This is a genomic window from Nonlabens sp., assembly GCF_965660805.1.
Lineage (GTDB): Bacteria > Bacteroidota > Bacteroidia > Flavobacteriales > Flavobacteriaceae > Nonlabens.
On record NZ_CBFIBE010000007.1, the window covers coordinates 1 to 13,624 of the forward strand.

Here is a 13,624-nt window from a genome sequence, read left to right on the forward strand (position 1 = left end):
AGCGTTTTTGACATGCTTAAAATAGGTGTAGGCCCATCGAGTTCTCACACCTTAGGACCATGGCGAGCCGCAGGTCGTTTTATTCAAAAACTGAAAGACTCTGGTAAAATAGGAAAGGTAAAAGGAATAGAAGTAGATCTTTATGGTTCATTATCACTCACAGGAATAGGACATGCCACAGACATCGCAGTAATAATGGGGCTGCTAGGAGCAGACCCAGAAACTTGTGCTATAGAACAAATTCCAGATGAAGTCGCTTATCTCAAAGAACAGAAGAAGTTACAAATAGATGGAGTTTATGTCATCCATTTTGACCCTAAAGAACATATTCATTTTAACAGAAAATTTTTACCCTACCATCCTAATGGTATGCGGTTCAGAGCGTTTCTAGATAACGGTAAAACTGTTTCAGAAAAATACCATTCTATAGGTGGTGGTTTTGTAGTTCAAGAGGAGCGCAAACGAGCCAAGCAAAAAAGGCTCGATTTTGAATGTTTCCCTAGACCTATTGAAAAGGCCAAAGACCTACAAGATTACTGCGATAGAGAAGGACGTAACGTGTCTGATATTATTCTAGAAAACGAGCGCTATCTTCATACAGATCAAGAAATAGATCAACGTCTTAAAGAAATTTGGGATGTGATGCTTGATTCTATGTACACAGGTTGTCATACAGAAGGAACACTTCCAGGTGGATTAAATGTACGCCGTCGCGCTTATGACTCGCATCTCAAACTCAAAAAAGGAGCTGAGTATTCTAATAAATATGAATGGATTGAATCCATCAGAGATACTGAAGTGAAATTTCGCGAAATTCTAAAATGGGTTTCATGTTTTGCTCTTGCTGTTAATGAGGTAAACGCCTCTTTAGGTCGAGTAGTGACAGCACCCACTAATGGTAGTGCTGGAGTAATACCTGCCGTGATGATGTATTACATGGTCATAGAAAATCATGATGCCAACTTTGAAGACGTTAAAAAGTATTTACTGGTAGCAGGAGCGATAGGATCGCTGTTTAAAAAAGGCGCAACTATAAGTGCAGCTATGGGCGGTTGTCAGGCAGAGATAGGAGTGAGCAGTGCTATGGCGGCAGGAGCACTTACTGAATTGATGGGTGGAACACCAGCTCAAGTTCTTATGGCTAGTGAAATAGCCATGGAACATCACTTAGGACTGACCTGTGATCCTATAGCTGGACTGGTTCAAGTTCCATGTATAGAACGTAATGCCATGGGAGCTATAAAAGCCATTAATGCTTGTGAAATGGCACTAGATACAGATGCTAAAAATGCCAAAGTACCACTGGATAAAGTCATAGAAACCATGTGGCAAACCGCACAGGACATGAATACTAAATATAAAGAAACTAGTGAAGGTGGACTAGCCGTTAATGTAGCGCTATCTGATTGTTAAGCAGTTTATTTTTTTATTAAGAATGCCCAATCCTTTTGGTAATCAGTAAGCAGTTGTAGCTGTTTTCCCTTTGAAAAGAGAAAAATTTCGACCGAGTACGGTTCAACATAAAGGGCTTGAAACCCTAAAAATTATTTTTATAAATCATCATTTAAAATCATTAAAAACTGCTAACTTAGAGCTGTAATTTCTCCTGCTTCCATAAGATACATTTACAGCTATGACAAATGAACAAATCCTTTCTCAATCCTTACCCGTTATCGAACAAAGTGAGTTTGAAAAACACCCTAAACGTTTTTTAAATAAAAAGCTGATAGCAAAATTTGTTTTCTTCGCTCCGCTACTTATTGGTATCGTGGTATTGTTTATTTATACAGAGCAGTGGATGGGCTGGAGTGCTCTAGCTGCATGGTTTGTATTATTGTTAGCATCCTTGTTTGTTTCTTATAAAGAGTTTTTTGTAAGAGGTTATGTGTTGCGAGAATTTGATATTACCTATAGGCATGGATGGCTTTTTCATCATCAAATTACGATACCGTTCAATCGCATACAGCATACTGAAATCAATCATGGTCCTATAGATCGTTTTTTTAGTCTTTGTGAGTTAGAAATTTATACAGCAGGTGGTTCTGCAAGTGATTTGAGTATCTCAGGTTTAGATCCTCAAGATGCAACGGCCATTAAAGAATTCATCTCAGAAAAGACGGCGCAACATGCTTGATATTGCACAACCTACGCGACAGAGTAAATTATCCATTCTGCTTTATTTCTTTAAAGGAGTTAAAGGACTAGTAGCTTTCGCTTTCTTTGCTTTATTCTCTATGAGATCTTGGACTAACTCGATGGCTATTGTAGCTGTATCTCTACTTGTTACCCTAGTAACTTTAGTCTCACCAGTATTACAATATGTATTCTTCACTTTTCACGTTGAAAACGATGAGCTTATTATTCAAAAAGGCTGGCTCTTTAAAGAACGCAAATCGATTCCTGTGGAGCGCATACAATCTATTAATATAACTCAAAATGTAGGGCAGCGCATTCTAGGAATAGTTGCTGTAGAGATCGATACCGCAGGCTCTAAGGCTAAAGAACTTGAAATTCCAGGACTGAACCGTCATTTTGCAGAGCAGTTAAAAAGCTTGCTCGGGAAAAAGAAAAGTCAAGCGGTTTCATATACTAGCACAGAAGATAATGATGTGACAGCGACTGCTCAAGAGGTTCCTGTGGCACAGAAAAGTACTTCTCGCACGGTATTTCAGTTGAATATTATTGATTTATTAAAAGTAGGAGTGACCCAAAATCATTTGCGTAGTGGTGGACTAGCTCTAGGTGTAGTCATAGGATTCTGGTATAAAATTAAAGATGCTGTTGAGAGTTTTTATGGTAATATTTTTGAATCGGTAGAAGTAGATGTAGAGCAGGTAGTAAAAGCTCCTGAGGCTTTAGGGAACAGAGTTTTAGTATTTATAGGAATTGGTCTTTTGGCCTTTTTAATAGTTTCTGTTCTGGTAAGTATCGTCATGGCCGTTAATAAATTTTATGATTATAAAATGGAATTAAAGGATGATTATCTAGAAATCACCATGGGACTATTCAATAAGAAGGAAATTAAAATTCCTTTATCTAAAATCCAGATATTAGAATTTCATTCTAATCCTTTAAGAAAGTTACTAGATTTTAAAACAGCACGTATTTATCAAGCACAGTCGCAAAACAAGAATGAATCAAATGTAGAAGTTCCTGCCTGTCATAACGCTTTACAGAGAGAACTTCAACAGCTTATCTTTAAGAAAACTATTGAAAAACCACAAAAAGAACTACTACCTAATCCATGGTCGCATGCACGACTAGATATGTATATCACGAGTTTATTTGGGTTACCTTTAATAGCAGTTGCTTCTTATTTTGAATACTATTGGGCGGTTCTTGTACCTGTTTTATTCATAATATTTATAGGTTTTATGGGCTATAAATATGGGCGTAAAAGCAAAGTCATAAGAGATGATGACTTCATTGTTTTTTATAAAGGATGGTTGTTTAATTCAGTCATAGTATCGCCTGTATATAAAACACAAGCTGTTGAAAAATGGCGTAGTATTTTTATTAAACGTAGAAGAGAAGCGCATCTTCAAGTACACACCGCTGGTGGGACCAGACAGCTCAAGTATTTAAAAGAAGGAGAGATTAATAGCATGCAAAACGACATCAATAACATTGTGATGCGGTCAGAGCTTAGCTGGATGTAGATTTATGGATACTGTCTCGTGTCTGCGATAGAGGTTATTTTCCACTTATCATCTATATAAACCATGGTAAAAACGTTTACGCCATTATGTGTAAAACCATCATTCATATAGAACTCGTAGGTTGTGTTTACAGTGGCGATATCCACGCTGTTAGTCACTTTTATTTGTATTAATCGTTCTTCAAAACTCAAGCTATCAGGAATTTGAGCGATTCCTTTAAGGAATTCATTTATAGAACTACTCTGTATTCTTTTACCCTTACTCGCTGATATGATCAAGGTGTTTAATGAAGCTCCTTCTACCATCATATTGCGTATTGCTAGCGTATCTTTAATGTGGAAATACCTAAAAAACTCTTTAACTGCTTCGTCAGGCATTTGTTTTTCATGAACAGGTTCTGATACCGATTTTTCTACCGTGGTGCTGTCTGTGTTTATAGGTTGTTGTGAATACGCTTTCGCGAAAGCGAGTGCCATAATTGCTATCAAAATTAAAGTGCTTCTCATCTTGTTCTATTTAATGTGGTAATATTAGTATTTTTACTGCATAAATACTGCTAAAATTATGTCAACAGCTAAAAAGGAATACAAAAGAATCACAGTAAAAACCCTTACTGAGATGAAGGCCAATAATGAAAAAATATCTATGCTTACTGCTTATGATTACACCATGGCACGTATTATAGATAGCGGTAATGTGGATGTGATTCTGGTGGGTGATAGCGCAAGTAACGTAATGGCTGGGCATGAAACAACGCTGCCCATAACGCTGGATCAAATGATTTACCATGCCAGTAGTGTGGTACGAGCTGTAGAAAGAGCTCTAGTGGTTGTGGATTTACCATTCGGTAGTTATCAAAGTGATCCTAAAGAAGCCCTGCGCAGTGCCATACGTATTATGAAAGAAAGCGGTGGTCATTCTGTAAAACTGGAAGGTGGAAGTGAAGTAAAGGATTCTATTAAACGAATTCTTCACGCAGGAATACCAGTTATGGGGCACCTGGGATTAACACCTCAATCTATATATAAATTTGGTACTTATACTGTAAGAGCAAAAGAAAAGGCCGAAGCTGAAAAACTTAAAGAAGATGCGCTAGCTCTACAGCGATGGGGTTGTTTTGCACTGGTTCTGGAAAAAGTTCCTGCGGCACTTGCTCAAGAGGTTGCAGAGAGTTTAACGATTCCAGTTATAGGAATAGGTGCTGGTAGTGGAGTAGATGGACAAGTGCTGGTTTCTCACGATATGTTTGGAATGACACATGAATTTAATCCTCGATTTTTAAGACGCTATTTGAATTTATATGAGGATATGGGAAGTGCGGTATCTAAATATGTTCAGGATGTAAAGGATCTTGATTTCCCTAAGGATACGGAGCAATATTAATTTCAAATTCACAGATAAATGATGTGCCTGTGAAGAAACTACTTTAAGCCTTTATTAGTTCGATTTTATCAATTAAAAGGTCAAATGATTCTTGAACCTTCTTTGTACCGATTAAAAATCTAATCTGGCTGATGTGCTTTTGGTCATAATTAGGTAAATTCACCTTACGACCTCTAAAAGTAGGAGTCATGTCTGATAATTGAATCTCTATCTCTTGCCATTCTCCAGTTGTTTTAAAGCTTTTCTGGTAACTGTAATAGGAAGAGGACTGATCTTTTATTCTGAATCTATATTCATGGCCATCACCTTTTAATGTAATACGTATTTTATCATTAGGAGTGACTTTTAGATCATAATTATTATTCTGTACAGAACTGAAACCACCATTACTTTCTGAAGTTACTATACCATGAAAATGAGCGTGACCATCATCATTAAGTTCAAATATACCTTGTGAAATACCACCCATAACGCGATCATCTTCTATGCGCCAGCTTGAAATATCAGCGCTTTTATGGAAATCAAAAACAGTTTGAATAGATGTTGCTGCCATAAGTAAAACTGTTGTAAATATAAATCGTATCATAATAGAGTAGACGTACCAATTAGGTAAAACTAACTTATGCAGTGATAGTTTGAGTAGTTATACTCAAGTTTTAGAATAGGAAATTAAAAAATCTATTTTTCCATCAACAATCCCAAAATATCAATCGCAGCTTCACTAATCTTAGTTCCTGGACCAAATACTGCAGCCACTCCAGCATCAAATAAATACTGATAATCCTTGCGTGGTATCACACCACCTACGACAATCATAATGTCTTCGCGACCATATTTTTTAAGCTCTTCCATTACTTGAGGAACTAATGTTTTATGCCCTGCAGCTAAAGAACTTACACCTAATACATGTGCGTCATTTTCTACCGCTTGTTTTGCTGCCTCAGCAGGTGTTTGAAATAGCGGACCTATGTCTACATCAAACCCGACATCGGCATAACCGGTGGCGACTACTTTTGCTCCACGATCGTGTCCGTCTTGCCCCATTTTGGCAATCATGATTCGTGGTCTGCGACCTTCTTTTTGAGCAAATAGGTCGGCGAGTTGTTGCGCTTTCGCGAAAGCAGGATCATCCATAATTTCTTTTTTATAAACTCCTTGAACACTTTTAATCTGTGCACGATACCTTCCATAAACAGACTCTAGCGCGTCTGATATTTCACCTAGCGTAGCACGTTCTTGTGCCGCTATCACTGCCAGTTCCAATAAATTCCCATCCTTATTTTTAGCGCAATGAGTAAGGTTTTCTAGTGCTTTTTGAACCTTTTCATTATTGCGGGAAGCTCTAATCTCTTTTAAACGTTCCACCTGTTCTGTGCGTACGGCTGCATTATCAACTTCTAGAGTATCTATGAGATCTTCATCAGGGCTAGGGTATTTATTTACACCTACTATGGTGTCTATTCCAGAGTCGATTCTAGCTTGTTTCTTTGCAGCAGCTTCTTCTATGCGCATTTTAGGAATACCAGCTTCAATGGCTTTGGTCATGCCGCCTAGCTCTTCAACTTCCTCAATAAGTTCCCAAGCTTTATGAGCAATTTGATCTGTGAGTGATTCTACATAATAAGAACCAGCCCATGGATCTACTGTTTTAGTAATTCCGGTTTCTTCTTGCAAATAGAGTTGTGTATTTCTAGCAATACGAGCACTGAAGTCTGTAGGCAAAGCTATGGCTTCATCAAGCGCGTTAGTATGTAAACTTTGCGTACCGCCAAAAGCTGCTGCAGCGGCTTCAATAGTAGTACGAGCTACATTATTAAACGGATCTTGCTCTGTTAGTGACCATCCGCTAGTCTGGCAATGTGTTCTTAAAGCCAGTGATTTAGAATTTTTAGGGTTGAATTGTTTAATCATTTTTGCCCAAAGCATACGTGCTGCACGCATTTTGGCAATTTCCATAAAATGATTCATCCCTATAGCCCAGAAGAAAGATAGTCTAGGAGCAAAAGTGTCTATATCCATTCCTGCCGCCAGTCCTTTGCGTACATATTCTAATCCATCAGCTAGTGTGTAGGCTAGTTCAATATCACTGGTGGCTCCAGCTTCATACATGTGGTAACCTGATATGGAAATAGAGTTAAACTTAGGCATGTTTTTACTGGTATATTCAAAAATATCAGATATGATTTGCATACTAGGCGATGGCGGATAGATGTAGGTATTACGCACCATAAATTCCTTGAGAATATCATTTTGGATCGTTCCACTTAATAGTTTTGGGTCCACACCTTGTTCCATAGCGGCTACTATGTAAAAAGCCATTATAGGTAGTACAGCACCATTCATAGTCATAGAGACCGACATCTTATCCAGCGGTATGCCATCAAAGAGTACTTTCATATCTTCAACACTATCTATGGCCACACCAGCTTTTCCTACGTCACCTACCACACGTTCATGATCAGAGTCATAACCTCTATGTGTTGCAAGATCAAAGGCAACAGAAAGTCCTTTCTGTCCAGCAGCTAGATTACGTCTGTAAAAAGCATTTGACTCTGTTGCACTTGAAAAACCGGCATACTGTCTAACCGTCCATGGTCGTCTTACATACATGGTAGAGTAGGGACCACGTAAATTAGGAGCAATACCAGCCACAAAATTTAAGTGTTCTAAATCTGCTACGTCTTCTTTAGAATACTCTTTTTTAATAGCTATCCCTTCTGAGGTCTCATAAGTAGTTTGTTCCAAATTATGAGATGAAGAGAAATTAAAATCGGCTTTTATGTTTGATATATCTTTTCTTTTCATGACATCTGTGCTTTTTCAGTAGAGGCTGCAATTCTCGATGGAACAATAGGTTGTATTAATGTCTTACGCGGATTTGCCTTTACAAATGGAAACAATTCATATTCTTTTTGTAGTGGTAAATCTGCATTTGGGTATTTGTTCACACCTACCAGCACTTTAGAACCGTTTCCTAAGTCGTTTAATTCTTGCGCCGCACTTTCTTTAATTTTACGCTGTATAGTGCCCTCAAACAGTGATTGTACAAATCCGCCAGCTTTTTCTATGGTTTTAAATAGCTCTAGGGCCTTTTCAGTTAATTGTTTTGTAAGAGTATCGATGTAATAAGAACCATCTGCAGCATTGTTGATTTTATCCAGGTATGCCTCGTCTTTTAAAATGCGTAACTGATTGCGAGCGATGCGATCTCCAAATTCATTTTCTTTATTAAAAAAGGCATCATATGGTAAGTTATAAACCGTATCTGCGCCACCTAAAACGGCACTCATACATTCTGTAGTGGTACGTAATAAGTTTACATTATAGTCAAGTAAAGATTTATTTCGAAGACTAGGACTCGCTGTAATATAGCAGTTTAGGTTTAAGTCATAGAGATTACCTATGGCTCTAGTTATAATGCGATATGCTCTATATTTTGCCACTTCCATAAAGTAGTTACTACCTATGGTGGTGTCTATATTTATTCTTTTCTCTGCTTTCGCGAAAGCGTTATAAAGAGTCTCATCGTGTCCTTTTTCAGTATCACAATAATGATTGAGATACTCGTTTAGATGCGCTGCAAAATAACCCAACTCTTGAGTTACGGTAGCACCAGCACTTTGATAAATACTTGTGTTTATGGTAAATTGAGAGAAGTAGCCCGGAAATGATTTAATGAACTGTGCATAAGTCTCATGATCTTGCGACTTGTTATTAAACCAGTTACCATCGCAAGCGAGCTGGTGTATGATATCTAAATGTACATAAGCCTTAGGGTTAACATCATGTATTTTCTGGATATAATCTAGGTCTATAAACTGAGGATGAATCTGAATACCATGCTCTGGAAGGTCTTGAAGTAATTCAACTGGATCGATATCCTTATGAGGTATCACAAATAACACACCTTCACATCCACGAGAGAGAACATTCTTAGCTTTTTTATTTGCCGCGGTGGCATTACCAGCATATATTTTTTGAGAAATATACCAGTTATTTGTTGCTCGAGCAGGTATCTGTAATTGTGGAGCACTATCGCCGTGATACATAGGTTTAATGTCTATACCAGCAGCTGTGTTAGTGATTAAAGTGTCATTATAGTCGGCTCCTTTAAGATCCATCTGGATTTTTTGTTTCCAGGCGGCTTCAGTAACGGGTTCAAAATCTTTAAAAAGTCGTTTACTCATCATTTTCTTTTTTTATGGAATCAGCATGTTGTATGATAAACACTTCTTCATTTTCTTTTTTCATAAGGTAGCGTTCACGGGCATATTTTTCTATTCCCGCACTGTCCTTTAAGGTTTTGATTCTTTCTTTATCTCGTTGAATACCTCGTTTGTAAAATTCTAGATTTTGTTCTTTTTCAGCTATTTGCTGGTCTAGTTCTTTATGAGAAGTAAGCCATGCACTGGCATCTAGAAAAAGAATCCATATTACAAATACAATGCTAATGAGCACATATTTATTTGCTATGATTTTCCAAAAACGTTTCTCTTTAAGCTCTTTAAAAGTCATCTAGATAAATTTAAGAAAATTCAGCGAGTCGCTGGTCTATAATTCCTCTTAAAATTTGAACACCTACGGTATTGAATCTATTAGTAGGTATGATCACATCTGCATAAGCCTTAGTAGGCTCTATAAACTGTTGGTGCATAGGTTTTAAAGTGCTCTGGTATCGTTCTAGCACCTCAGTAAGATCACGGCCACGATCTGCTATATCTCTTTTTAAACGACGTATTAATCGTTCATCACTATCACAATCTATGTACACTTTAATATCAAAAAGGTCTCTTATGCGAGGTTGGGTAAGAATTAAAATACCTTCTACAATGACTACTTTAGAAGGTGCTGTTTTAACCACATCTCCTGTACGATTATGATCTACAAAGGAATACACAGGCTGGTCTATAGTTTTTCCTTCCTTAAGCTCTAGAAGATGCTTTTCTAACAATTCAAAATCGATACTACTAGGATGGTCAAAGTTTATTTTTACACGATCTTCATAACTTAAATCGCTAGTGTCTTTATAAAAAGAATCTTGTGATATCACATTTACTTCGTGGTCTGGATAGGTGTGCACCATCTGATCTACTACCGTAGTTTTACCACTTCCTGTTCCGCCTGCTATTCCTAGTATGAGCATTAAAATATAGTTTATGCAAAAATAGGGATTTGAAGATGAATTTGAACTTGATAATAAACTCGAGTTTGAACTTGAATTTGAAATTTAATTTTTAAATGATTATCTAGATTTAATCATCATGAGCAATAACAAAACTCCTAACTCTTTTCTTTCCTAAAGGAAAAGGTGTTTAATGTATTTATTCAACTTTTTTCTGTTGTTCTAAATACATTGATTCTTTCATAATAAACCTTAATTCTATTTACTAAAGACTAAAATACTGCTTACTAATTACCACGCATAGCCATCATACGCTGGTACAATGTAGGGTGCGAGTAATTAAAAAACACATAAGCTGGATGTGGTGTAAGATTACTCAAACTGGTTTTGTTTAATTTCTTTAGTGCTCCTATGAGTGGTTCTCCTTCATAAGTATCTCTGGCATAAGCATCGGCTTCGAATTCAAATTTTCGCGAAAGCGAACTCATCACAATTCCTGTGACGGTAGAAATAGGAGAGTACAGCAGTCCAAAAGCCACCAGTCCTACATGAAATGACGAAATGGCAACACCTAATGATTCTGATAAAGTAGTGCTGTCCACAAATAAAGAAAATAACCACAGCGTGAAACCAGTCGTTACCGTGCTGGCTATGAGATTATAAATGATGTGTTTTCTTTTATAATGTCCTACTTCATGAGCAAGAACAGCGACTATTTCTTCTTCAGTTAATTTAGAAATTAAGGTATCATATAAGGTTACCCGTTTTTCATTACCAAAACCACTGAAATAAGCATTGGCCTTAGTAGATCGCTTACTGCCATCAATCACAAAAATCTTATCCAGTTGGAATCCTACACCTTGCGCATAACTAGCAATCGCAGTTTTTAAAGAGCCTTCTTCTAGTGGTGTTTGTTTATTGAATAGTGGTACAAACCAGCGTGCATAAAACATATTCATCAATAACGAGATCACAAATATTAAAATCCACACATACCACCAGAAATTTGCGCCAGCCCAATTATAGCAAACGATTACCAGTGATAATATACCACCACCAAGAATAGCAGTAAGCAACCAACCTTTTAATTTATCTATAATAAAAGTTTTAAGCGTCGTTTTATTAAAGCCAAATTTTTCTTCGATCACAAAAGTGGAATAATAGGAGAATGGCAGCGAAATAATCTCGCCAGCTGCTGCTATTACCGTAAAAAACAATAAACCTACGAGTATATCATGGTTTACCTGCGTGCGTGCCCATGAATCAATAATTGCAAAGCCGTCATAAAAAAGAAATAAAAGCACTGCTAGAAAAGAAAACGTACTACTAAATAGTCCAAAACGATAATTAGTCTTTTTATATTCTTGAGATTTTTCATACTCAGCCGCATCATAAACATCTTCTAGTTCTTGCGGCACTGGTTTAGAATACCAGCTATAATTTAAGTACCCTAGAAATTGATCTAGAACAAAATCAAAAACTAAAATCCCAATAATGATATAAAATAAAGTAGAAGCGTCCATTAAATATTTTTAACAAATGTAAAGGTTAAACATCACATGTTACTTGAAATCACGTTGCCTTTTTGCCTCAAAAATAAGTATTGCTGCACTCACAGATAAGTTCATAGAGTCTATGGCACCGCTCATGGGTATGATTATGTTTTGAACGGCAGCATCTCGCATTTCTTGGGATAATCCTGTCGCTTCAGTTCCTAGTGCTATAGCCGTGGCTGTGGTATAATCCATTTTATCATAGCGCTCACTAGATTGCAAGGTCGCTGCATATAAATGGATGTTTTTAGATCTTAAAAAGGCTATAAGTTCAGCAGTTGTTCCTGTTGCCGTAGGAACGGTAAATACACAACCTACACTAGAACGTACTACGTTTGGGTTGAATAGATCTGCCACTGGATTTGCTATAACCACGGCATCGACCTTAGCGGCATCGGCAGTTCTTAATATGGCACCTAGATTTCCTGGTTTTTCAGGAGACTCTGCGATTAGAATTAATGGGTTCTTAGATAATTTAAGATCTTGCAATTGTTGTGATTTCGCTTTAGCGAAAGCGATAACACCTTCTGTACCCGTTCTATAGGCAAGCTTTTCATAGACCTCTTGAGTAACAGAGATCACTTCAGGACTGCTATTTAAACCTATTTTTGAATAGACCTCTTGTGCAGTAAAATCATTTGTATCGAGTAGGATAGGACCGCAAACCAGGAGTTGTTCTAATATGAAACCTCCTTTGTGACAAAGCATCACTTCGCGCTGTCCTTCTACCATAAAAAGACCTTCTTTTTTACGTACTTTACTCTTGCGCTGCAACTGCTCTGCATGTCTTATAATCGCGTTATGTGGACTGGTTATGTGCTTCATCACCGCAAAGGTAAGAGAAAATGAAGTTGAACATGGAATCAAAAAAAATGATACCGCAACTATCTATATCAGTAGTGACAGGTTTAGTTAGGGATCTGATTATTGAACCACATTAACTTTTTGAACTTATACCAATTTACATTCCTAATGTCGCATATAATTATTTACGCAGCTACGGCTATACAAAGAATTGTCAGCTTCAACAAAGTAAAAAATAATTCAATTTGTTATAACGACATTATAAACACAAATAGGTATTACTTTTATAAAAAAAATAAAGCTCATGAATTTCCACACGAGAAAATGGATCAAACCAGAAGATTTAAACCCTAACGGAACCCTTTTTGGTGGGCGCTTACTGGAATGGATCGATGAAGAAGCTGCGCTATATGCTATTATTCAGCTAGAAAACCAAAAAGTAGTTACTAAATACATGAGTGAAATCAACTTTATTTCTAGCGCTAGTCCTGGTGATATTATAGAAATAGGAATAGAGGTAAATAAATTTGGTAAATCTTCTATAGACCTAAAGTGCGAGGTACGTAATAAAATGACTTATGAGACTATAATTACCATAGAGAGTATGGTTTTTGTAAATCTCGATGAGAACGGCAAACCATTACCTCATGGTAAAACCGAAGTAGAATATCAAGCAGAACGTATGAAGAAGAAAGGTTTTTAAGAAGTAGCTTTTTCTTCCATTAAATATTCTTCTTCCATCCAGAAGGTTCCAAAGGGTACCACAGACATAATCATTACAATAAAAGTGTCTTTAAAATTCCACTTTTTTTCTTGTGCTATAATAATGGCTACTACTATGTAAGAAAGAAATAAAACACCATGAGCCATTCCTATAATTTTGTTAGGCATTCCCATTCCTGCGATATACTTTAAAGGCATAGTGATAAACAGTATAAGCAAAAAAGAATAGCCTTCTATAATGGCTAGATATTTAAATAGCGTATTCATAATATATCATTTGGTTTGCAAAGATACATCTCTGTCCTATTGATAGTTCTAGTAATGGCTACTATGATCGTAAAATTAATGTTAAAAAATAGGCAGTTTAGGTAGGGCTACTA

Annotated in this window: 14 protein-coding genes; 5 read left to right on the top strand and 9 right to left on the bottom strand. The window is 36.8% G+C overall.

The features are described from left to right. The 3 genes from ACTF48_RS03155 to ACTF48_RS03165 form a co-directional block, all read left to right on the top strand. Window positions 1–1,413, top strand: a 1,413-nt coding sequence (locus ACTF48_RS03155) for an L-serine ammonia-lyase (protein ID WP_438961685.1), incomplete at its 5' end; no start/stop codon positions are given. Between the two features lie 220 nt (window positions 1,414–1,633). Further along, entirely contained in the window at window positions 1,634–2,134 is a 501-nt protein-coding gene (locus ACTF48_RS03160) for a PH domain-containing protein (RefSeq protein WP_438961686.1), read from the top strand. Beyond that, entirely contained in the window at window positions 2,127–3,659 is a 1,533-nt protein-coding gene (locus tag ACTF48_RS03165) for a PH domain-containing protein (RefSeq protein ID WP_438961687.1), read from the top strand. Before ACTF48_RS03160 ends, ACTF48_RS03165 begins: the two co-directional genes overlap by 8 nt. Window positions 3,660–3,661: 2 nt before the next feature. Here ACTF48_RS03165 and ACTF48_RS03170 read toward each other — a convergent pair whose 3' ends face one another. Further along, window positions 3,662–4,165, bottom strand: a complete 504-nt coding sequence (locus ACTF48_RS03170) for a hypothetical protein (protein ID WP_438961688.1) — start codon at window positions 4,163–4,165, stop codon at window positions 3,662–3,664. A gap of 58 nt (window positions 4,166–4,223) precedes the next feature. On the opposite strand from ACTF48_RS03170, the gene panB reads away from it, so the two are divergent. Next, window positions 4,224–5,042: a 3-methyl-2-oxobutanoate hydroxymethyltransferase gene (gene panB / locus ACTF48_RS03175; RefSeq protein ID WP_438961689.1), complete on the top strand. Its 819-nt coding sequence runs from the start codon at window positions 4,224–4,226 to the stop codon at window positions 5,040–5,042. Window positions 5,043–5,085: 43 nt separating this feature from the next. Here panB and ACTF48_RS03180 read toward each other — a convergent pair whose 3' ends face one another. The 7 genes from ACTF48_RS03180 to ACTF48_RS03210 form a co-directional block, all read right to left on the bottom strand. After that, entirely contained in the window at window positions 5,086–5,595 is a 510-nt protein-coding gene (locus ACTF48_RS03180; RefSeq protein ID WP_438961690.1) for a CIA30 family protein, read from the bottom strand. Window positions 5,596–5,720: 125 nt separating this feature from the next. Beyond that, window positions 5,721–7,847, bottom strand: coding sequence for a methylmalonyl-CoA mutase (gene scpA, locus ACTF48_RS03185; protein ID WP_438961691.1), 2,127 nt, complete (start codon window positions 7,845–7,847; stop codon window positions 5,721–5,723). Then, a complete protein-coding gene (locus ACTF48_RS03190; RefSeq protein WP_438961692.1) occupies window positions 7,844–9,232 on the bottom strand; it encodes a methylmalonyl-CoA mutase subunit beta in 1,389 nt (462 codons plus the stop codon). The genes scpA and ACTF48_RS03190 overlap by 4 nt, the downstream gene beginning before the upstream one ends. After that, window positions 9,222–9,557: an FtsB family cell division protein gene (locus ACTF48_RS03195; protein WP_438961693.1), complete on the bottom strand. Its 336-nt coding sequence runs from the start codon at window positions 9,555–9,557 to the stop codon at window positions 9,222–9,224. Before ACTF48_RS03195 ends, ACTF48_RS03190 begins: the two co-directional genes overlap by 11 nt. 10 nt (window positions 9,558–9,567) lie before the next feature. Continuing rightward, on the bottom strand, window positions 9,568–10,185 hold the full coding sequence (udk, locus tag ACTF48_RS03200) for a uridine kinase (RefSeq protein WP_438961694.1): 618 nt from the start codon (window positions 10,183–10,185) through the stop codon (window positions 9,568–9,570). 266 nt (window positions 10,186–10,451) lie between these two features. After that, entirely contained in the window at window positions 10,452–11,687 is a 1,236-nt protein-coding gene (locus tag ACTF48_RS03205; RefSeq protein WP_438961695.1) for a M48 family metallopeptidase, read from the bottom strand. Between the two features lie 39 nt (window positions 11,688–11,726). After that, window positions 11,727–12,542, bottom strand: coding sequence for a TrmH family RNA methyltransferase (locus ACTF48_RS03210; RefSeq protein WP_438961696.1), 816 nt, complete (start codon window positions 12,540–12,542; stop codon window positions 11,727–11,729). A gap of 283 nt (window positions 12,543–12,825) precedes the next feature. On the opposite strand from ACTF48_RS03210, the gene ACTF48_RS03215 reads away from it, so the two are divergent. Then, window positions 12,826–13,224: an acyl-CoA thioesterase gene (locus ACTF48_RS03215; protein WP_438961697.1), complete on the top strand. Its 399-nt coding sequence runs from the start codon at window positions 12,826–12,828 to the stop codon at window positions 13,222–13,224. Here ACTF48_RS03215 and ACTF48_RS03220 read toward each other — a convergent pair. Then, the gene (locus tag ACTF48_RS03220; protein ID WP_438961698.1) at window positions 13,221–13,511 is read right to left on the bottom strand and encodes a DUF3817 domain-containing protein; all 291 of its coding nucleotides are present in this window, start codon (window positions 13,509–13,511) and stop codon (window positions 13,221–13,223) included. The genes ACTF48_RS03215 and ACTF48_RS03220 overlap by 4 nt on opposite strands. Window positions 13,512–13,624 lie beyond the last annotated feature (113 nt).

Excerpts from the sequence above, each read along its gene's own strand:
- ACTF48_RS03160 (WP_438961686.1), top strand. The coding sequence starts at position 1,634 with ATGACAAATGAACAAATCCTTTCTCAATCCTTACCCGTTATCGAACAA.
- ACTF48_RS03165 (WP_438961687.1), top strand. The coding sequence starts at position 2,127 with ATGCTTGATATTGCACAACCTACGCGACAGAGTAAATTATCCATTCTG.
- ACTF48_RS03170 (WP_438961688.1), bottom strand. The coding sequence starts at position 4,165 with ATGAGAAGCACTTTAATTTTGATAGCAATTATGGCACTCGCTTTCGCG.
- panB (WP_438961689.1), top strand. The coding sequence starts at position 4,224 with ATGTCAACAGCTAAAAAGGAATACAAAAGAATCACAGTAAAAACCCTT.
- ACTF48_RS03180 (WP_438961690.1), bottom strand. The coding sequence starts at position 5,595 with ATGGCAGCAACATCTATTCAAACTGTTTTTGATTTCCATAAAAGCGCT.
- scpA (WP_438961691.1), bottom strand. The coding sequence starts at position 7,847 with ATGAAAAGAAAAGATATATCAAACATAAAAGCCGATTTTAATTTCTCT.
- ACTF48_RS03190 (WP_438961692.1), bottom strand. The coding sequence starts at position 9,232 with ATGATGAGTAAACGACTTTTTAAAGATTTTGAACCCGTTACTGAAGCC.
- ACTF48_RS03195 (WP_438961693.1), bottom strand. The coding sequence starts at position 9,557 with ATGACTTTTAAAGAGCTTAAAGAGAAACGTTTTTGGAAAATCATAGCA.
- udk (WP_438961694.1), bottom strand. The coding sequence starts at position 10,185 with ATGCTCATACTAGGAATAGCAGGCGGAACAGGAAGTGGTAAAACTACG.
- ACTF48_RS03205 (WP_438961695.1), bottom strand. The coding sequence starts at position 11,687 with ATGGACGCTTCTACTTTATTTTATATCATTATTGGGATTTTAGTTTTT.
- ACTF48_RS03210 (WP_438961696.1), bottom strand. The coding sequence starts at position 12,542 with ATGAAGCACATAACCAGTCCACATAACGCGATTATAAGACATGCAGAG.
- ACTF48_RS03215 (WP_438961697.1), top strand. The coding sequence starts at position 12,826 with ATGAATTTCCACACGAGAAAATGGATCAAACCAGAAGATTTAAACCCT.
- ACTF48_RS03220 (WP_438961698.1), bottom strand. The coding sequence starts at position 13,511 with ATGAATACGCTATTTAAATATCTAGCCATTATAGAAGGCTATTCTTTT.